Here is a 20,250-nt window from a genome sequence, read left to right as displayed (position 1 = left end):
AGTAAATAACACATCACATACCCGGTTTGGAATTGGGGTTTTGAATCGGGGTTAATGGAGAAGGAAAGGAAGAATGGAAACATGAAACCTATGAATCTTAATGGAAATGCGAGCAACAGAAAATTTATGAAAATATGTACCTCTGCGGCTATTGCTGGAGCTCTGATCATGCCGCTTCTTCCGGAATATCCGGCACAGGCAGCGCCTTCTGTAAAAGCTGTTAAAGCCAAAACCTCATCACCTGCGAAAAGTGGATTTAGCCTGTCTGAAGACGCAGGTTTGAGGGCGGCCAAAGAACTTGGCCTGTCTTCTAATGTGAATAAGAGTGTAACTCATGACAAAGTTACTTTTACGGTCTCAGATTTTATCTACGACGGAAATCGGGTGTCCTTTGTATTAACAAGAAAAGCGGCGGACGGCACAAAGCAGTCTTTCCAACAATGGTTGGATGGCTCAAAGAAAATTGGAGACCCCGCAAATCATATTTCTTTTCTTATCAATGACAAGCCTGTGAATACCGGAGGGGGTTGGTCTTGGCTGGAAAAAGGCGGGGCCTCTAACTCGTTGCTGATAAGCACCTTGAATTCTGTCATTCTCAAAGATATGGAAACTACGGAGATTCTACAAATTCCCGATCAATTTGAACTAGGAGTGAAAATTCATGATGCAAAGAAAAAGCATGATTACGTGATTAAGATTCCTGTTAAAAAAGCAGGAAAACAAAATATTCTGTTCCAGCCGGAGGAGACAAAGATTCTTGGAGATAATGTTCTCAAAATATTGAAGCTAGAACTGTCGCCGATCAGTGTCCGCCTGGATATGGAAATGAAGGGTAACTCGGGTGAGGGAGTCAAAGATATTGCGGAAAAACTTCCGGATGAATACAAAATTGATGGATTTGCCAATATCCAGTTCGAACTTGCAAATGATAAGGGAATTGTGCTGAAACCTAAGGGGGCAAGAGGGGACGGGAGAGGAGATATGTATTGGTTCTCCGGAACATATGAGCCTTTAAAAGAAAGACCGAAGTCTATAACTGTAAAGCCTTATTCCGAGAGAAACGGCAAGAAGGTGTACATTCCCAAGGCAGAGTTTGTACTCGCTGTACCCAATAAATAAACTCATTCAAAGAACCGCCCCTCGCAATCAATGCGGGAGGCGGTTCTATTTGTGTGCTGCTTAAACAACCATTTCTGCCTTCTCACGGCATTCATCGGAGCAGTAATGCTCATGCTTCTCTTCACAATCCGGGCAGCTGATGTGCTGAAGATTGCAGACCGGGCAGTTGACATAGTGGTCATTAGCTGTCCCGCAGTGGAAGCACTTGCCTACTACGATATCCTCGTCCGTCCGGTTGATAGGCACGGAGATCCGCTCATCGAACACATAACATTTGCCATCGAACAGGCGTCCTTGAACTTCAGGGTCCTTGCCGTAGGTTACAATGCCGCCCTCTAACTGGGCAACATCCTTAAAGCCCTCTGACAGCAAATAACCGGATAACTTCTCACAGCGGATACCGCCAGTACAGTAAGTCAGGATTGTCTTGTCCTTATGTTCGCTGAGATTGTCCTTGATCCATTCCGGGAATTCACGGAAGGATTCGACCTCAGGACGGATTGCGCCGCGGAAATGGCCGATATCATACTCGTAATCGGTCCGGCCGTCCAGTACGATGACATCCTCACGCTCCAGGTGGTCGTGCCATTCCTTGGGAGAGAGCCGCTTGCCGCTAAGCTTGTTCGGGTCAAGCTCCCGGTCGTTAACCCGGAAGGTAACCAGCTCCTGCTTATGACGGACGAACAGCTTCTTGAAGGCGTGGCCTTCAGACGGATCGATCTTGAACACGATATCCTCAAACAGCGGGTTGGCCCGCAGATCGCGCATATACTGCTCGGTCTGCTCCACAGTGCCGGACAATGTACCGTTGATACCTTCTGCGGCAATCAGAATACGGCCTTTGATCCCAAGCTCCTTGCAGTACTGCAGATGTTCAGCCGTAAAGGCTTCAGGATCATCGATATGAACGAATTTATAGAACAGCAGAATCTGATATGGACTGGACATATAAAATCACCCTTGCTAAATGTATTTAAATTCAAACCGCGTGACTGCAATAGTCCTGCGCAGCAATTGGACTGAGCTTAAAATAAAACCAAAAGTAAATTTTATACCTAATCTCCTAATTCGTCAATTTGCAATATCTGCATAGGCAACAAATGTCCCGATGCTGACCCCTACTTATAATTCTCCGTTATCTACAATCCAATGTGCCGTCTTCCACAATCTAACCCTGTTTGTGTTTGCTTCATTTATAACTTCATTCCGGCCAAGAAATACGGCAGATTAGCTGAGATTACCTGATTGAGCAGATGAAGGTTGAGGTTATATACGAAGTAACCATATCCGAACAGGAAGCCTACAGAAATGGGGGATAATATGCAGACCGTATGGAAGGGTGCCGTCAGCTTTGGACTGGTGAACGTCCCTGTGAAGATGTTCACGGCTACTCATGACAATGATATCCCGATGAAGATGCTTCATAAGGAGTTCAACGTACCGATCCAGTACCACCGGACCTGTCCGAAGTGTGAGGAGAATGTCAGTTGGAACGAGATTGTGAAGGGGTATGAATATGAGCCGGGACATTATGTGACTTTTGACAAGAAAGAGCTGGAGAAGCTGGCCTCCGAAACTTCGCGTGAGATTAGGATTCTGGATTTTGTGGACCTGGAGGAAATAGATCCGATCTATTTCCAGAAAACTTATTATCTTGCGCCAGAGGAGAGCGGGACACATGCCTATAATCTGCTGGTTCAGGCGTTGACCGATACGAAGAAGATCGGCATTGCCAATATCAGTCTTCGTTCCAAGAGCAGTCTGGCGGCGGTCCGGATTATCGATGGTGTGCTGTCTATGTCCACCATGTATTATGCGGAGGAAATCCGCCCCAAGGAGCAGATTCCGAACCTGCCCGGGGAGGCAGAAGTGGACGAGCGCGAGCTGGAAATGGCCAAGATGCTCATCGAGCAGCTTGCCGCACCTTTTGAGCCTGAGAAATACGAGGATGAGTATAGAGAGCGGCTGATGGATGCGATAGAAGACAAGGTGGAAGGCAAGGAAGTGAAGCTTGCTCCTGAAGAGAAGAAGACCAATGTTATCGATCTGATGGAGGCGCTGAAAGCAAGCTTGAAACAGAGCCAGGACGCTGCCGGGAGCAAGAAGGAAGCTTCAGGTACAGAAGCGGCTAAGCCAGCGGCCAAGCGGACAAGCAAGGCCAAAGCTTCTTCCCGCACCTCTTCCAAAAAGACCAAGGCCACATCCTCCAAGGCAGCGGCCAAACCCCGCCGGAGAAAGACAGGGTCTTAACCGATGCATATGCATCCTTTTACGCCCATGTCCCCGATTCTGACCGAACAGCTGCCTTCCGGCGGGGAGTGGATATACCAGCTTAAGTGGGACGGCTTCCGGATTCTCGCCTGGGTAGATAACGGAAAGGTGGAGCTGTATTCCAAAAAAATGCTGCCCAAGAACCGGAATTATCCGGATCTGGTTGAAGTCTTATCGAAGCTGCCGGGCACTTTTCTGATAGATGGGGAGGCTGTTATTCTGGATGGCCATACCGGCCAGCCAAGCTTTCAGCTGATGCAGCAGCGGGACAAATTAACGGACGCATCGCTGATCCGCCGCTCGGTCGCAAGGCATCCGGTCCAGTACATCTTGTTCGACCTGCTTCGTATCGGAGATGAGGACCTCCGAAAGCTGACCTATACAGAGCGTAGGCGGCAGCTTGAGCTGCTTGCCGATGGCTGGAAGCCTCCGCTTCATTTGGCGGAACAATTTGAAGACGGGGACGGGCTCTGGAGCTGGGTGACCCAGCATGGCTGGGAAGGGATCGTCGCCAAGCGGTGTTCCAGTAGGTACAAGGAAGGGAAGGAGCACAAGGACTGGTTCAAGCGGAAGACCATCCTGCATTTTGACGTGGCCATTGTAGGCATCATCTGGAAAGAGGGACGAATCTCCAGTCTGGTCATGCAAAAGCAGGGACGCTATTTCGGACGCGTCTCCTCCGGGCTGAATGAGCGGGTGAAGCTCAGGCTCAGGGAGCTTCCCGCCGGAGCCGGAGTGGAGGCTTATTTCCCGGTGCTGCCGGAGGGGCTTAGGAATGCGGAGATTCACTGGCTGGATGAGCCGCTTGAAGGGCGGGTAACCGGAAGGGAGATCACGGAGCTGGGGCTTCTTCGCCATCCTAAAGTCATTGATCTGGGAGGGATTCCTTTATGAACGGGGAAGATACTGGTGTAATTGAGGTGGGAGGTTATGAACTCAAGGTGTCTCATCCCGGGAAAATGCTGTGGCCGGAGCTCGGCATACATAAAGCGATGTACCTGCAGAAGCTGATTGCTCTGGCTCCTTACCTGCTGCCGTACTGCAAGAACCGGTATTTGACCACCATCCGTTATCCGAATGGGGTGGGGGGGCAGTTCTTCTATCAGAAGAATGCGCCCAAGCCGCTTCCTGAATTCGTCTCCACCGCCACACAAGACGGAGTGGATTATATAAATCTCAATTCCCTGCCAACCCTGTTATGGCTCGGGAATCTGGCCGCTCTGGAATTTCATCCGTCATTTGATTATATCGGAGGAGATGAGCCTGCGGAATGGGTGCTGGATATTGATCCGAGTGAGCAGCTCGTTGGCAGGCTGATGGAGGCCGTTAGTCTGATTGGTGAGGCACTGGAATCGATGGGCATTCAATCCGTTCCTAAGACCAGTGGAGCTACAGGCATTCAGATTGTGATTCCGATCCGCCGCGGGTACAACTTCGGGCAGCTGCGCATGCTTGGGGAATTTCTGGCCAGGTTCCTGACCGAGAAGTATCCCGATCTGTTCACCGTAGAGAGAATGATCCGGGAGCGGGACGATAAAATTTACATTGACTATGTTCAGCATGCACCGGGTAAAAGCCTGGCTGCCCCGTACACACCAAGAGGGCGTGAGCACGCTGCGGTATCCACACCTCTGCTTTGGGAGGAGGTCCGGCGCGGCGTTGATCCCAAAGCATTTAACTTGCTCACGATTGAGCGGCGGCTGGAGCAGTATGGGGATCTGATCTCCACCGTTGCTGAACAGTCGCTGGATGACGTGCTCGCTTTTGTCAACATAAAATGAGGCTTATGGTAATCGATTACAATGCTGAATACAACTAAGGAGTGTGAAACCATGTCTGAGATCAACAAATTCATTCATACGACACCGAACCCTGACGGGGGGTGGGATAACCAGCAGGATGGTGAGAAGATCAGTCACCACCGCACAAAGGAACAGGCCGAGAAGAGGGGCCGGGAGGAAGCTAAGAAGGAAAAAACCGAACACAAAATTCATAACCGGGATGGCAGGATTTCAGAGTCGAACAGTTATGGGAACGATCCTTTTCCACCGCGAGGATAGGAAGAAGCGGGTGAGAATACAATTTAGGGGGTGAGAAGATGGATCAAGCCAATTTTGAGGAAGCCCGGCGTGCGGAAGAGACTTATCACAGCAAGCTTTATCAGGAGAATGAGATTCTGGAGCCAGGGACTTGGATGTCGCAGCCCATTCCTTTGGTTATGGAGCTTCTTGACCGTCTTCGCCAGCATAAAAATGTGGTCTCCGTACTCGATTTGGGCAGCGGGGCAGGGCGAAACACGATTCCGCTTGCCCTGCGGCTTAAAGATACGGACAGTAAGGTCGTTGGGGTAGATTTATTGGAGGAAGCTGTGAGCAAGCTGAAGGAGAATGCCGAGGACTACGGTGTCAGCCGTATCGTGGAAGCCAGAGTGGGAGACGCGGAAAACATAGATTACGGCACCGGGCAGTATGATTATATCGTGGCCTGCGGCTGCCTAGAACATGTGTCTTCGGAAGAAGCCTTTGTACAGGTGCTTGACCGGATGAAACGCGGAACAAGGCCTGGGGGCATTCACTGTATCGCCATGAATACAAATGTTCAAGAAATTGATCAGAAGACGGGCCGGGAGCTGGATACACTTATTGAACTTAATCTATCCTCTAAGCGGGCCGTGGAACTGCTGAAGATGGCCTACAAGGACGGCTGGAATGTGCTTGAGGAGAAAGCTGTGCTGCAATCCATCCAGGAAGACAAATATGAGACTCCGACCGAATTTCGGGCACAATCGATCACCTTTGCTGTTCAGAGAATGAAATAGCGCTGTTAAGGAATTGGGAAGGACTGGTGTCACGGTTAAAGGCAGCAACAGTTATTAAGCAGGTAAAAAGAAACAGGTCAGGCAGGGCAGTGAGCCCGGCATGACCTGTTTGGTATGTCAAGAAGAACTGATATCCAGCCTGGAATATTAACCCAATCGGGAATGGACATCTCTGGTGGAATCAGATATCATGAGAACAAACGATCGCATGGAGGCGGCTTATGGAAGCTTTGAAAGAGGTATATTCAAGATCTTTTTTTGAACAATTTGTCAAGGTGGTTAAGCGGGAATATCCTCCTTTTGATAAAAACCGCTTCTTTGAGCTGATCTATGATCAGGCTTGGCCTGATCGCGAGCTCAAGATGCGAATCCGCCATGTCGCTGATGTCCTGACGCAGACCCTGCCTCCCACATATGAGGAGGCGCTTGGAATCTTGATGCGTATCGCCCCGGGATGCAGAGGATTCGAATATTTGTTCCTCGCCGACTTCGTAGAGCTGAATGGACTTAGCTATTATGAGAATTCAATCAAGGCCCTTGAAATGTTCACCGTTTGCGCAAGTGCGGAATTTGCGGTAAGGCCTTTTATATTGAAAGATCCCGATCGGATGATGGCCCAAATGCTGGCCTGGTCCACTCATCAGAATGAACACTTGAGAAGGCTGGCCAGCGAAGGGTGCAGGCCAAGACTGCCCTGGGGCGTTAGCCTGCAGATGTTCAAAGCGGACCCTGGTCCGATTCTTCCTATCCTGGACAATCTGAAGCAGGATTCTTCAGAATATGTCCGCAAGAGCGTGGCTAACAATCTGAATGATATATCTAAAGATCACCCGGAGCTGGTGCTTGATATTTCCAAAAGGTGGTATGGTCATCACCCACATACCGATTGGATCGTCAGACACGCCTGCCGCTCGCTACTTAAGCAAGGGAACCCGGATGCGCTGGGTTTGTTTGGGCTGGGAAATGCCGAAGGTATTGATGTTCGCCAGTTAGTAACTTCCACCCCACAGCTCAAGGTAGGGGAGGATCTGATATTCTCATTCCATATTCAGAATTTATCCAACGATGCCCGGAAGCTCCGTATTGAGTATGAGATTGGTTTTGTGAAGAAGAATGGAAGTCTGTCATCGAAGCGGTTTAAGCTGTCTGAGAAGATGTATCCGCCCGGTACCTCCAGCGTATCAAAGAAACATTCCTTCAAGCCGATTACTACAAGGGTCTATTACGCCGGGCAGCATAAGCTGTCCGTTATCATTAATGGACGGGAGGCAGCTTTGGTCCCGTTTGACTTAATGGACGGCAATCCATAGGTTCGTGGCCGATAGGTGTACAATTCTCCTTAGAGCTATCTGTGAGCTGTGGAAGAGGTGGACAATGGCTTCTGGGAGAGCTCCTTGACCAGCTGTCCTATAACATCTACTACCACGCCGGGTTCATCGTGAATAATGTAATGACCGCTGTTCTTGGCCACAATCATCTTGCTGTCTTCGGATATTTTCAGCAGGTCTCTTTGACCAGCCTGCCAAATCTCTTCGATTTTACGTCCGGCATCCGGGGATAGTCCCATCTGTTTGACTTCAGGCGGAATTTGTCCTCGCGTGATGACCCGCACCGGAAGCTTGCCCAGATGCTGATTTTTCAGCCGCTCCTCGGTTATTGGGATGTTCTTGGCTTCCTCATCTACAGCATCAAAATATTTAGGCTGTGCAATAACGTTCACAAACACATCACGGTCTTCTTTTCTTACAAGCCCTTCAAGTAGTATGTCCTTAAACAACCTCATCGCTCCCGATTGCTTCAGCAGCTTGGAGATGCCCGAAGATGGCGTAGGTTTCTGAAAGTGCTCCTGTTCTAAGATAGGAGCCGTCTTCAGGTCATCACCCACGGGTTTTGCGTCGACAAGCACAAGACCAGCCATTTCTTGTTGGTATTCTTGTGCGAACAATCGGGCGTACATTCCCCCCAGAGAATGTCCCACAATAATGTAAGGTCCCTGGATGCCTTCACGCTTAAGCGCGGTATGAAACTCTTGCGCAATATTTGGCCCTGTTCGAGCAGTCACAGCTTTGTCACTCCAGCCAAATCCGCCCCGGTCATAGCTGACAACTGTGGCAAATTTGGCGATCTCATCCGGAATCTTTCTCCAGGACTGGCTGGTTTCTCCTGAAGCGGCTTCCAGGAGAATCGTCGGCGATCCAGTCCCCTTCTTAAGAATGTGCAGCCGGAAGCCTCCCACATCCACGAGCTTTCCTGGAGGTGGATAATCCGCTTCAGCCTTCTTGGAGGCATACCACTCATAGCCAAAACCTGCCCCGACAAGAATGAGCATAAAAGCGAGAACGCCCAGTACAATTTTGATCCATCTGCTCTTGCGTGGTTTCCGGGGCTTCATAATTATTTTTGTGTTTTGTTCGTTAGGTGTAGTCATGTTCGTCTCCTTTGTTAATTCGCTTTAAGATGAAATGTAATAAGACACATTGAAGCAGAAGTAGAATAGCGAGTGCTCCCAATACAATTTTGAGCCACCTTGATCTACGGGGCCGTCGGGACCCTGATTTATCCACCGGTATATGTCTGTAAAACAGGTCAATTTCTCCCTCCTTTTTTTAGTACAATGTATTACGAAAATCAATATAGCACATTGTATTAAATAAATCAAAACGATATAATAAAGACATGCCAAAAATCGTAGATCATGATAAACAAAGACAGCTTGTAGCTGAAGCCGCAATCCGGGTTATCCGCAGATCCGGGCTTGAGCAGGCAACAGTTAGAAATGTCGCAGTGGAAGCCGGGTTATCGGTCGGTTCTATGCGTCATTATTTTTCAACTCAGGCGGAGCTTTTTGCATTTTGTATGACCCTGTTTCGTGAACGGATTGAGAGAAGGGTTGAGATGATGTCATTCAGCGGTCCGGTTCTGCTGGAAGTAAGGAATCTGATTCTTCAATTCATTCCAGTCGATGAAGAGAGAAAGACGGAAATGGAGGTATGGTTGTCTTTTAACGCAAAGGCCTTGATCCATCCTGAACTCAGGCTGCTCAGTCAAGAAATGCATGATGGGTTGTACAAGGCCTCCTCAATTGTTATCGAGACGCTTAGGCAGCACAAGCTTGCTAGACCGGATCTTGATCCTGAGATTGAGACGGAGAAGCTGTATGCGCTGATCGATGGGTTGGCGCTGCATCAGATCATGCAGCCCGGAAGATTATCCAGTGAACGGATCGAGCATATGATTGATGAACATCTGCGTATGCTGTGCGGCCGGTAAATAAGGGGAATTACACCTGACTGGGAGGTAAGGCCAGCTGAATTTTTTTTTGCGCCCTTGGAAGGATTTCCACGTCTTGTCCTTGTGAGATGAGAGAAGAGAGGATATCATATGGATGAAGCGTTTTCATTTGAAGGTAATGGAAGGGGTCTGAAAAGCCATGGCTTTTAACAGTATTATTCTTCGACTTGAGCTGGACCATAAGCTGGTGAATTTCGGCGACGTGGCATCTGCGGTAAGCGATTCCGGTGGTGACATCATATCCATTGACGTGATTCGTCCGGGATCTGACATCTCTGTACGTGATATAACGGTACAAGCCGCTGATGAGAAGGAGAAGCAGATTGTGGATTCCCTGCGGAACTTGCAGGGCATTACCATTGTGAACGTATCCGACAGAACTTTTCTGGCTCACTTGGGTGGTAAAATCTCGATTCAGCCAAGCATGCCGATCCGCAACCGGGACGATCTCAGCAGGGTGTATACTCCTGGCGTGGCCCGGGTGTCAATGGCAATACATGAAAACGTGGACAAGGCTTACTCTCTTACGATCAAAAGGAATACTGTGGCCGTAGTCTCAGACGGTACGGCGGTGCTTGGTCTCGGGGACATCGGCCCCCATGCCGCTGCGCCGGTTATGGAAGGAAAGGCAATGCTGTTCAAGCAGCTTGCTGATGTTGATGCCTTCCCGATCTGTCTGGACACAAAGGATACGGAAGAGATTATCCAAGTCATTAAAGCGATCAGTCCCATCTTCGGAGGCATTAATCTGGAGGATATCAGTTCCCCGCGCTGCTTCGAGATAGAGGCCCGACTCGCAGAGGAACTGGATATCCCGGTGTTCCATGATGACCAGCATGGGACAGCGATTGTTGTTATTGCCGGACTTATCAACGCGCTGAAGGTGACCGGCAAAAGAATGGAGGATATCCGGGTAGTCGTGAACGGAATCGGCGCGGCGGGTGTGTCCATCTGCAAGATGCTGCTCGCATCAGGTGTAAAGACACTGATTCCGGTGGACAAGGATGGCATCATTGTGCGTGGCGGAAAGTATCCACACCCGATGTGGCAGTGGCTCTCCGAGCAGCCGCAGGTTGAGGATAAGCCGGGCATTCTTAAAGATGCGATTGTTGGTGCTGATGTGTTCATCGGTGTATCCCGGGGGAATGTGTTGGATGCGGCCGATGTGGAGAAGATGGCACCTGGACGGATTGTGTTCGCCATGGCGAACCCCCAGCCGGAGATTGAGCCTGAGAAAGCACTCCCGCTTGTCAGCGTATTCGCAACCGGAAGAAGTGATTACCCGAACCAGATCAACAATGTGCTCGTATTTCCGGGAGTGTTCCGGGGGGCGCTTGACTGCCGGGCTAAGGTCATCAATGAGCAAATCAAGCTTGCGGCCGCCCACGCAATTGCTGATGTGGTATCTGATTCCGAGTTGAATGAACAGTACATCATTCCAAGTATTTTTAACGAGAAGGTAGCCATGAGTGTCCGGCGTGCGGTAATCGAGGCTGCCATTAGGACAGGTGTGGCCAGACGGACACCGCCGGACATGAGACCCCAGAAGTAATGACGCTAAGATAGATTAGCCAGATTCATAGAGTGCAAGTTTAAGTTTAAGTGCAAGTGCAAATGTAAATGCAAGCGCAAGCGCAAGTGTTGAGGCTCCCAAGAAACGTGTGCAAGCCCGCTAATTCTAGCGGGCTTTTTAAGCGTGTGCACTGCTTCCTGTGCGCACGATGCGTGGTTCGGGGCATGCTTGGATGGCTGGTCGGCCATATGCACATTTCGCTCTTATAGGTTAGGTGGCAGGTTAATTGGCAGAGGAGGCTGGGATGAAAAGAGTTCTGAATATTGATATTAACAACTTGATAATATCAAATGAATGTATTATTATGTTGTTAATAACAAAATGATACTAACAAGAAGCGGAGGGTTTATTTGACCTTAACCGTCCGGGCAGAGTGAAGATAGCATTTCCGGCTCCCTTTTGCTCCGAGAATTCTCCCTTGTTCGAGTATCACCCATACCTTTAGGAAAGCGAGGCTGGAGATATGTTCGGATACAAATACGTAAAGTTTCAACCAAGTGACTATGTGATGAAAGTAAGAAATGGCAGAGTGGTTAAGGAAGGAGTCGGCCTATCCTTTTACTATTATGCGCCTACAACCTCAGTGGTGGTGGTTCCCGTATCGTCGATCGACGTGCCGTTCATGTTCGAGGAGATTACAAGGGATTACCAAACGGTCACGGTTCAAGGACAGCTGACCTACCGGATCACCGATTACCGTAAAATTACGGAGGTTCTGAATTATACCTATGATCTTCGCAGCCATGCATACATTTCCGATGATCCCGCCAAGCTCGCGCAGCGTGTGATTAATACAGCGAAGGTCCTGACGAAGAAGCACCTGGAGCAAATGCCGCTGAAGGAAGCGGTTCAGGCCAGTGAGCGGCTGGCCCAGAATGTGACGCGGGAAATCCGCGGCAACGAAGAGATTGCCCAGCTGGGGATCGAGCTTATGGGCCTGTCGATTCTGGCTATTCTCCCGAACCGTGAGACGATTCGAGCTCTTGAGGCGCAGGCAAGGGAAGAGATATTGAGAAGTGCCGATGTGGCCCTATATGAACGGCGGAACGCTTCGATCGAGCAGGAGCGGCGTGTGAAGGAGAACGAGCTGAATACAGAGATCGCGATTGAGATGAAAAGGCGCCAGATCCAGGAAACCCAGCTTGAAGCCGAGCGGTCGATGAGACAGAAGCAGAATGAGATGCAAGAGGAACAGCTAAGGTTCGATACGGAGCTTGAAGAGAAAAGACAGGAATTGATTAATCTGACTGCCGCCAACCAGAGAGCCGAAGCGGATGCCAAGGCGTATGAGCTTACTGTGGTGATGAAGTCGCTTCAGGAAGTCCAGCCAAGTGTGCTGCAATCCTTGGCTAATATCGGGATGAAGCCGGATAAGCTGATTGCGATCGCCTTCCAGGAGCTGGCAGAGAATGCTGGCAAGATCGGCCAGCTGAATATTACACCTGATCTCCTGCAGGGAATTATGGCCGGTTCGGCCGGCGGGAGGAACGCAGACCAGAGGAGATGATGGCGATGAACCAGCCGTTAACTGAACGCAAGATCGTCTTAATTAAACGACGGACCCGGCTTGAAGATTTGGTTGTACGATACAATACTGTACAACAAGCAGAGTTCTATATTGAGCGGCTTGGCGCGGATTTCAGCGATTATACCCGGGAAGACAAGGTCTACCGGGAAGCTCTGGCCGAAGCAGCCGGTTTGCTCTCGGATGTGGGCCGGGTGCAGATTCTGGACCGGGACCATGTGCCGAATTTCATCTTCGGCGAGCAGGATATTATCGTTGTGCTTGGTCCGGATGGATTAGTAGCCAATACGCTGAAATATACGGAGAGTCAGCCGCTGATCGGGGTGAACCCTGACCCGCACAGATGGGATGGGGTGCTGCTGCCCTTTTCTGTGCGCGATCTTAAGCTGATTATTAGGGATGTAATTTACGCCAGACGGACCATACAGGAGGTGACCTTGGCCAAGGCTGAGCTCAATGACGGCCAGTATCTTTACGGGGTGAACGACTTGTTTGTCGGGCGGCGTACACATGTATCCGCACGGTATGAGCTTAGGCTGAATGAAGCGGCGGAGCAGCAGTCGTCCAGCGGTGTGATTATCTCGACCGGACTCGGCTCGACCGGCTGGCTCAAGAGCGTACTTGCCGGCGCAGCAGGCATTGTCAGCCGGGCGACTCATCAGCCTTTGAAGCTGGCTGTGGAAGATATTCACCGGGAGGAGCAAGAGCCTCCAGGCGGACAAAGGGAGGCTGAAGCAGCGGATCAAGCCCGTGCCTCCTGGGATTCACGCCATCTCTATTATACCGTGAGGGAACCTTTCCCCAGCAGAACTACGGCGGCAAATCTGGTGTTCGGCAGAATTGAAGAAGGAAGTCCGCTGCGTATCGTATCCCAGATGCCGGAAGATGGCGTGATTTTTAGTGATGGAATTGAAAGTGACTATCTGGAATTTAATTCAGGGGTCGAGGCGGTCATCCGTCTGGCGGATAAGAAGGGACGCCTGGTAGTATAGAAGACAATAAATGAGGTAGTAGCAAGGGTTGGTGGATTAACGATTCCCCGGCGGGCCTGGCCGATTTCATTTTGGAGTATATGAAGAAAGGAGAAGACACGGCGCTGTGTCCTCTCCTTTTTATTTTGCGCCCTTATTTCACAGCCGGAATCATTTCAACAGGGGAGCCTTCTGACGTTTTCTTCTCATTCATCCGGAATACGAACCAGGCTGCCGGCAGAAGAGCTACGGCTCCCAGAAGCATGAAGCAGGTCTGGATACTAAACAGCTTGTACAGGAACATCCCGGCAAAAGGCCCAAGTGCGCCACCCAGATTGTTAAGCAGAGCAACATCGGAGAAGAAACCCGCCTCATCCTCATGCTTCTTGGATTCTTCAATGGATAAAGTCTCTTGGGCAATCCCGGTGAAGCTTCCGATCAAATCGCGCACGATTTGAAGGCCGAGCAGAACTGCATAGGTGTGGGACAGGCCGTACAAACAGACGGTGCACATCAGCAGGGCATACCCCGTCAGCAGAGTGTTCTTGTAACCGAATCGCTTGATCCACCGGCGTCCTAACGGGATGCACACCGCAGATACCGCACCAGAACAGATGGAGAATAAGGCAATCTGCATATTGCTGAAGTGCAACACGTTCACATGATAGATCACCCAGAGCGAGCCAGGCAGGGCGCTTCCTACAGCCATGAGACCCACTAGCATCAAGAACGGGGTCGGTTTCTGAAGCGGGCGTTTCCAGCGGAAGCTGATCCTCTTGGATTCTCTTGGCGCCAGGCGGGCCATTAGATTCATCCCGGTGAAGGTGCAGACTGCCCCAAGGATCATACAGACGAAATAGTTATATGGAAAAATGCTGTCAAAGCGGTCCAGTAGTGTACTGGCGCTGTAGGAGCAGACCATAGTGACACCAATGGCGATAATACGGATGTTTCCAAATAAGGAGGACATCTTCGCCTCTTCCACGTTGTGCTTGATCAAGGAATGCTGCTGGACATTCAGGATCATCACCACGATACAGTTGATCGACCAGAACAGAAGAATCCAGGTAATGGAATGGGGCAGAAGCACGGCGAAGGCAATACATAGAAAAGCAAGCTGGCGGATAATGCCTGCCGAGTAATATACCTTGAACGTACACGGCAGCAGCCGGGTGACGAACACTACGGAAAGAGCCGACATTAGAGGCGGCAGCGACGTGGATAATGTGATTTGAAGTGGCGAAGCTCCCATACGGGCAATCAGAATGGGCAGGAACATGAAGAACAAAATATTTTTCATATTTTGAAGGACGGCATCGAGGTAAATCCTTGTTTCGGCTTTCAAGCTGTCATCTCCCGGAGGTAAAAGTTGATACATGTAAATTCGAATGCTTTGTTTTACATCGGAATTCATGGTCTGGAAGTGAATAAAAGCGGCTGTGTTTTTTTAAATAAATACAAAAAATGATGCATTTCGACCTTGCTTGGTTAAGTAATGGGAAGAAACAAACTACTGCCTAGGGGGATACATGATGAAAAAGGAAAAATCAAATCAGTCTTGGGTCAAGCTGCTTGCCATTCTGTGCAGCCTTTCGATCCTGGCCGCATGCTCCGGGGGAACGTCCGGCGGGCCGGCAGGTGCAGCCTCACAGACGGATGCGGGCACATCCACTGACGGGAAAGTGGTGCTCAATTATTGGACATGGTGGGGATCGGAGACCCGTAGACCGATCATTGAGAAGCTGGTGGACGATTTCAATAAGTCACAGGACAAAATTTTCGTGAAACACAGCTATTATCCCTACTCGGATATTTTCACTAAAGAACTGGCGGCTGTCAGTGCCGGTAATCCTCCAGATATTATGATGAATGACATTAATACAGTTCAACAGCGTGCCAGCAAGAAGCAGGCAACTGATTTATCCAAATACGTCGAGCGGGACAAGGTGAAGGACCGCTTCTTCCCTGAACTATGGAAGACTGTTCTGTACCAGAACAAGCCATATGGGCTTCCGTTCAACACGGATACCCGGATGATGTTCTATAACAAGGATGACTTCAAGGCAGCGGGTCTTGATCCAGAGAAATTCCCGGACACTTGGGATGAACTCGAGAAGACTGCAGCCAAGCTGGATAAGAAGAGTGGGGATAAGTACACCCATATCGGATACTCCCCGCAGTTCAACTCGGACTGGAACTTGCTGCAGCTGAATTTCGACGGGGGACGCAATTTCTTCGACGACAACGGCAATCCGGTGGTTAACGCACCGGCAAAGGCGGAGGCCATGCAGTACATTCTGAACAACGCCAAACGTCTTGGTCAGAGCAATATTGATGCCTTCAAAGCTGACTTCGGCAGCAAGCAGGCGAACCCGTTTATTGCCGGCAAGGTATCTATTTGGACGGATGTAACCAATTTCTATACGCAGATTCGGGATTACGGCCAGAATATGAACTTCGGGGTAGCGCCGCTGCCGGAGACCAAGGAAGGCGCTGGACATTACAGCGTCGGGGGCGGATTTGTCATTGAGATTCCGTATGGCTCCAAGCATCCGGATGAAGCCTGGGAGTTTCTTAAATACATGACGGATGTGCAGGCTCAAACCTATTGGGCTGAGAAGAACTTCGATAATGTGGCTAATAAAGAAGCCTCCAACAATCCGGAGCTGCAGAAGAATGCCGTGTATAAAGCTTCTGTAGACAATTTGGCTGTGACTAAAATTACTCCTAATCCGCTGAGTGCGCCTGATTATATCAATCTGATCAATCCGCAGCGTGACGCGATTATGCTTGGCCAGAAATCGGTTCAGGAGGGGCTGAATCAAGCCCAGGCGGATGTCGAGAAGCTGATTTCCAACAATAAATAAAAGGTCTATCCCAGAAAGAAGGTGGGCAGCATGGCCCGTACCGCACTACGCTATCGCGGCAGTGCTCTCAGCCGCAGGGAAGCCTGGCAGGGATATATATTTGCAAGTCCATGGATTGCAGGGTTTCTGCTGTTCACAGCAGGTCCCATGCTGTTCTCCCTATATGCCAGTTTTACCAATTATGATATTACTTCAAGAATGAATTGGATCGGACTGCGGAATTATGAAACGATGTTTAGTCATGATCCGCTGTTTTGGAAATCGCTCTGGAATACATTCTATTATGTAATTATTAGTGTGCCTCTGCAGACAGCGGGTGGTCTGCTGCTGGCCGTTGTGCTGAACCGCAAGGTTGCCGGTATCCGGATATTCCGCACAGTCTTCTATTTGCCGTCCATTCTGTCGGGTGTAGGCGTATATGTGCTTTGGATGATGCTGCTGTCCCCGAGCGCGGGACTTGTGAATCTCATGCTTGGCTGGGTCGGTGTGGATGGACCGGCTTGGCTGACTGACCCGGCTTGGACGAAGAACGCTGTGATTCTTATGAAAATATGGGGAGCGGGAGGCATGATGCTGCTCTATCTCGCAAGTCTCCAGTCCGTTCCGAAACGGCTGTACGAAGCGGCTGAACTGGACGGGGCAGGCCGGTTCCGCAAGTTCTGGCATGTTACCCTGCCGATGATTACTCCGGTTATTTTCTTTGAGATCGTAACAGGGATGATCGGAGGATTTCAAATCTTCCAGGAAGGTTATGTGATGGGGTATAACAACGAGCCGGGCGCGCCGATGAACTCGCTGCTCTTTTACAATCTGCACATGTTTCTGAAAGCTTTCAAAGTGTTTGACATGGGTTACGCGATGGCGATGGCCTGGTTCCTGTTCTTGATTGTACTGGCGCTCACCCTGGTGAATCTGATCTTGTCCAGATTGTGGGTGCACTATGAAGGGGGGGACCAGTAATGAGTCTGGTAGCTTCACGAAGGCACGGAAGTATCAGCGAGGTTAAACAATCACCCGGGGCCATGCGCAGCAAGGGAATGTCCATCCTGCTGTTTCTGTTCATGACGGCGATAGGTCTGCTGCTTCTGACACCGCTCTTCTGGATGATTTCCACGTCACTGAAGTCCATGCAGGAGATTATGTCCTATCCGCCAACCTTATTCCCCAAGGAGGTTCATTTAGAGAATTACCGTCATGCTTGGGAGAAGGGGAACTTCGCCCGGTATACGCTCAATACGCTGCTGCTTGCAGGCATCGGGGTCTTTTCCCATGTGCTGTCCAATACGTTTGTGGCCTATGGATTCGCCAAAATCAGGTTTCCGGGCAAAAAACTGCTCTTCTCTATCATGCTCGGTACGATGATGATTCCAAGCTTTGTTACACTCATTCCGCAATATATTCTGTTCTCCAAGCTGTCCTGGATTAACACGTATTATCCATTGACCGTACCCGGCTTCTTCGGAAGCGCCTTTCAGATCTTTCTGATCCGCCAGTTCTTCATGACGATTCCGAATGAGCTGATTGAAGCGGGTAAGGTGGATGGGGCAAGCCACTTCCGCATATGGTGGAGGCTCATGCTGCCTTTGTCCATGCCGGTGATAGCCACCGTGGCGATTATGACCTTCCAGGGAGCTTGGAATGACCTGACCGGCCCACTGATCTATATCAATTCGGAGTCCTTGTTCAATCTGCAGATTGGTCTGCAGACTTTTAAAGGAACCGAATCAACCCAGTGGCACTATCTGATGGCAGGCTCGGTGATTGTTCTGCTGCCCGTCGTTCTCCTGTTCTTTTTCTTCCAGAAGTATTTCATTGAAGGCATGAATATTACGGCGGGGACGAAGGGGTAATGTTCACACAGGTGGACTAGGGAGCGAATAGCTAGTTTAGAGCGACAAGCAGGGAAAACACCGAATAAGACACTCAAGTAAGACACTCAAGTTGAGGAAAGTAAGACGTTACAGGAGATACGAAATTCCCATGCTGATAAAGGCGGATATACATGGCGGGCATTCCACACCTCAACATATATTACTATCAATTCACACACGAGGAGATGGAGAAATGCCGTTTCGTAAGGTCAAGAGCAAGCTGCTCAAAGCCCGCGCTATGCAGAGATCCAGGGTTCTTCACCCTCATCTTCCCGAGACACACGGATATCACCCGCATCATCTGCGAAGAATGCTGCTTCGTTATCCGTCGGTTTTTGTAAAACCGGACAACGGAAGCCAAGGGGTCGGTATCATTAGGGTAAAGAGGGCCGGAAAAGGTATCGTTGATATCGGATGGGATTTAAGAAGTATGAGAGTGAGGGAACGTTCCACCGCGGATGCGCTCAGAGGGCGTATGCACCGGGGAAGATCATATATCATCCAGCAGGGGATTCCGCTTGCACGGTATAAGAACAGGCTCATAGATATTCGGGTATATATGCAGAAACCGGATTCAAAGTGGCATATCTCGGGTAGAATCGTCCGGGCCGGTGCGAAGGGAAGGTTCCTGACGAATTACAGTCAGGGAGGGAGACCGGTAGCTCTGGAGGCTGTCCTAAATGCCATCCACCATCACAACTCTGCAAAGGTCAAAACATCCCTGAGGAAGATTGACCAAGTGTCCTACGGGGCGGCGAGAGCGCTTGACCAGGCATTTCCGGGTATCCGTATTCTTGGCATCGACCTGGCACTGGACAAGAGTGGACGGATCTGGATTATTGAAGCGAATACAAGACCGGGCTTTGAGCTGTTTAAGCACTTGAGGGACCGCAGCATGTATCAGACCATTATACGAAGGGAACATATCATTGCATCCAGATTTACAGCACCGGTAAAACGGGCTTCCATCCCAACCCGTAGGAGGGGCCGGCACTCTAAAGTCTATTCGCCCATAGGCCGCCGAATGAAGCTTCGAAGATAGCCTATGTAGACTGCCCCGTACAAAATAAATAAGGCTCCATTCGGAGCCTTATTTATTTTGCTTGGCATATTGGAGAAGCAGGCTGTCTACTGTAGACAACTAACTTAAGAGCCCCTTCGATTAAACAGTGCCACATCATTCGTTGGAGCAGCACCTGGTAGAAATTACAATTAGATAAGACTATGAATTTGAATTGAAATCTGTAACCTCCATGGAAATTAATCAAGATTTTGGCTGGCCATTAGTCTTTTAATTTGTTACCATCAACCCTATAACATTACAAACATATTGTAAGGGGATAACCAAAGATGAGTATATATAATTTCTCTGCTAAAGCAATGAATGGAAAAGAAATTTCTTTGGAAGCTTATCGTGGTAAGACTTTGTTGATTGTCAATACGGCGAGCCAGTGCGGATTTACCTTTCAGTATGAAGATTTACAGAAGCTGTATGACCGGTACAAGGACAAAAATTTCTTAATCCTCGGATTCCCTTCGAACCAGTTCGCCGACCAGGAGCCGGGGAGTAATGACGAGATTAATACTTTCTGCACCCTAAATTATGGGGTGAATTTCCCAATGTTTCAGAAGATCGATGTGCGTGGAGATGAAGCCCATCCTCTGTTCAAATATCTGGCTGGCTCCAAGCCATTTGAAGGTTTCAACCACCAACATTCTGTGGCGAAGCTCTTGATGGCTGTGATTCAGGAGAAGCATCCGGAATATATGGAAGGGGATTCGATTAAATGGAACTTCACCAAGTTTCTCATTAACTCGAGTGGTGAGGTTGTAAAGAGATTTGAAGCTACTACGGACCCGCTTGATATGGAGCAGGATATCGAGGAACTTCTCGCTTGAATTTAATGCAGTCTATCATTCTAAAGCCTCTGCCTTGGCAGAGGC

General features: G+C 49.6%; 19 protein-coding genes. 16 read left to right on the top strand and 3 right to left on the bottom strand.

Annotated elements, in window-relative coordinates; genetic code table 11:
• The first annotated feature begins 81 nt into the window (after window positions 1-81).
• Window positions 82-1,119, top strand: a complete 1,038-nt coding sequence (locus tag KJS63_RS20645) for a DUF4179 domain-containing protein (RefSeq protein ID WP_213620846.1) — start codon at window positions 82-84, stop codon at window positions 1,117-1,119.
• Window positions 1,120-1,179: 60 nt separating this feature from the next.
• On the opposite strand, the gene trhO is transcribed toward KJS63_RS20645, so the two are convergent.
• Window positions 1,180-2,067 carry an oxygen-dependent tRNA uridine(34) hydroxylase TrhO gene (gene trhO / locus KJS63_RS20640; RefSeq protein WP_213620845.1) on the bottom strand — a complete coding sequence of 296 codons (888 nt, stop codon included), beginning with the start codon at window positions 2,065-2,067 and terminating at the stop codon, window positions 1,180-1,182.
• Between the two features lie 372 nt (window positions 2,068-2,439).
• Between trhO and ku the strand changes: the two genes are divergently transcribed.
• The 6 genes from ku to KJS63_RS20610 all read left to right on the top strand — a co-directional run bounded on the left by ku (window position 2,440) and on the right by KJS63_RS20610 (window position 7,518).
• Window positions 2,440-3,369 carry a non-homologous end joining protein Ku gene (ku, locus tag KJS63_RS20635; protein ID WP_213620949.1) on the top strand — a complete coding sequence of 310 codons (930 nt, stop codon included), beginning with the start codon at window positions 2,440-2,442 and terminating at the stop codon, window positions 3,367-3,369.
• A gap of 3 nt (window positions 3,370-3,372) precedes the next feature.
• Window positions 3,373-4,284 (top strand): ATP-dependent DNA ligase, encoded by a 912-nt coding sequence (locus tag KJS63_RS20630; RefSeq protein ID WP_244862708.1) that lies wholly within the window; start codon window positions 3,373-3,375, stop codon window positions 4,282-4,284.
• Window positions 4,281-5,171 carry a non-homologous end-joining DNA ligase gene (gene ligD, locus KJS63_RS20625; protein WP_213620844.1) on the top strand — a complete coding sequence of 297 codons (891 nt, stop codon included), beginning with the start codon at window positions 4,281-4,283 and terminating at the stop codon, window positions 5,169-5,171. Before KJS63_RS20630 ends, ligD begins: the two co-directional genes overlap by 4 nt.
• A 51-nt stretch (window positions 5,172-5,222) precedes the next feature.
• Window positions 5,223-5,450, top strand: a complete 228-nt coding sequence (locus KJS63_RS20620) for a DUF2188 domain-containing protein (RefSeq protein ID WP_068618714.1) — start codon at window positions 5,223-5,225, stop codon at window positions 5,448-5,450.
• Window positions 5,451-5,488: 38 nt separating this feature from the next.
• Complete coding sequence (locus KJS63_RS20615; RefSeq protein WP_213620843.1) at window positions 5,489-6,208, top strand: class I SAM-dependent methyltransferase; 720 nt, start codon at window positions 5,489-5,491, stop codon at window positions 6,206-6,208.
• Between the two features lie 221 nt (window positions 6,209-6,429).
• The gene (locus tag KJS63_RS20610; RefSeq protein ID WP_213620842.1) at window positions 6,430-7,518 is read left to right on the top strand and encodes a DNA alkylation repair protein; all 1,089 of its coding nucleotides are present in this window, start codon (window positions 6,430-6,432) and stop codon (window positions 7,516-7,518) included.
• Window positions 7,519-7,553: 35 nt separating this feature from the next.
• On the opposite strand, the gene KJS63_RS20605 is transcribed toward KJS63_RS20610, so the two are convergent.
• Window positions 7,554-8,636: an alpha/beta hydrolase gene (locus tag KJS63_RS20605; protein WP_244862707.1), complete on the bottom strand. Its 1,083-nt coding sequence runs from the start codon at window positions 8,634-8,636 to the stop codon at window positions 7,554-7,556.
• Window positions 8,637-8,884: 248 nt separating this feature from the next.
• Between KJS63_RS20605 and KJS63_RS20600 the strand changes: the two genes are divergently transcribed.
• The 4 genes from KJS63_RS20600 to KJS63_RS20585 all read left to right on the top strand — a co-directional run bounded on the left by KJS63_RS20600 (window position 8,885) and on the right by KJS63_RS20585 (window position 13,589).
• Window positions 8,885-9,478, top strand: a complete 594-nt coding sequence (locus KJS63_RS20600) for a TetR/AcrR family transcriptional regulator (RefSeq protein WP_213620841.1) — start codon at window positions 8,885-8,887, stop codon at window positions 9,476-9,478.
• Between the two features lie 160 nt (window positions 9,479-9,638).
• Complete coding sequence (locus tag KJS63_RS20595; protein ID WP_213620840.1) at window positions 9,639-11,051, top strand: NAD-dependent malic enzyme; 1,413 nt, start codon at window positions 9,639-9,641, stop codon at window positions 11,049-11,051.
• A gap of 484 nt (window positions 11,052-11,535) precedes the next feature.
• Window positions 11,536-12,579, top strand: a complete 1,044-nt coding sequence (locus KJS63_RS20590) for an SPFH domain-containing protein (RefSeq protein WP_213620839.1) — start codon at window positions 11,536-11,538, stop codon at window positions 12,577-12,579.
• 5 nt (window positions 12,580-12,584) lie between these two features.
• Window positions 12,585-13,589: an NAD(+)/NADH kinase gene (locus KJS63_RS20585; protein WP_213620838.1), complete on the top strand. Its 1,005-nt coding sequence runs from the start codon at window positions 12,585-12,587 to the stop codon at window positions 13,587-13,589.
• 133 nt (window positions 13,590-13,722) lie between these two features.
• Here KJS63_RS20585 and KJS63_RS20580 read toward each other — a convergent pair whose 3' ends face one another.
• Window positions 13,723-14,913, bottom strand: coding sequence for an MFS transporter (locus tag KJS63_RS20580; RefSeq protein ID WP_213620837.1), 1,191 nt, complete (start codon window positions 14,911-14,913; stop codon window positions 13,723-13,725).
• Between the two features lie 184 nt (window positions 14,914-15,097).
• Here KJS63_RS20580 and KJS63_RS20575 point away from each other — a divergent pair, with 184 nt between their 5' ends.
• The 5 genes from KJS63_RS20575 to KJS63_RS20555 all read left to right on the top strand — a co-directional run bounded on the left by KJS63_RS20575 (window position 15,098) and on the right by KJS63_RS20555 (window position 20,205).
• Window positions 15,098-16,435, top strand: a complete 1,338-nt coding sequence (locus tag KJS63_RS20575) for an ABC transporter substrate-binding protein (protein ID WP_244862706.1) — start codon at window positions 15,098-15,100, stop codon at window positions 16,433-16,435.
• A 30-nt stretch (window positions 16,436-16,465) separates the two neighbouring features.
• Complete coding sequence (locus KJS63_RS20570; RefSeq protein ID WP_068618699.1) at window positions 16,466-17,395, top strand: carbohydrate ABC transporter permease; 930 nt, start codon at window positions 16,466-16,468, stop codon at window positions 17,393-17,395.
• The gene (locus KJS63_RS20565; RefSeq protein ID WP_244862705.1) at window positions 17,395-18,285 is read left to right on the top strand and encodes a carbohydrate ABC transporter permease; all 891 of its coding nucleotides are present in this window, start codon (window positions 17,395-17,397) and stop codon (window positions 18,283-18,285) included. The genes KJS63_RS20570 and KJS63_RS20565 overlap by 1 nt, the downstream gene beginning before the upstream one ends.
• 214 nt (window positions 18,286-18,499) lie before the next feature.
• A complete protein-coding gene (locus KJS63_RS20560) occupies window positions 18,500-19,348 on the top strand; it encodes a YheC/YheD family protein (RefSeq protein ID WP_213620836.1) in 849 nt (282 codons plus the stop codon).
• A 308-nt stretch (window positions 19,349-19,656) separates the two neighbouring features.
• Complete coding sequence (locus tag KJS63_RS20555) at window positions 19,657-20,205, top strand: glutathione peroxidase (RefSeq protein WP_213620835.1); 549 nt, start codon at window positions 19,657-19,659, stop codon at window positions 20,203-20,205.
• Window positions 20,206-20,250 lie beyond the last annotated feature (45 nt).

It is taken from the genome of Paenibacillus sp. J22TS3, from assembly GCF_018403205.1.
GTDB classification, from domain to species: domain Bacteria; phylum Bacillota; class Bacilli; order Paenibacillales; family Paenibacillaceae; genus Fontibacillus; species Fontibacillus tuaregi.
This window is presented reverse-complemented; position numbering and strand designations above follow the sequence as displayed.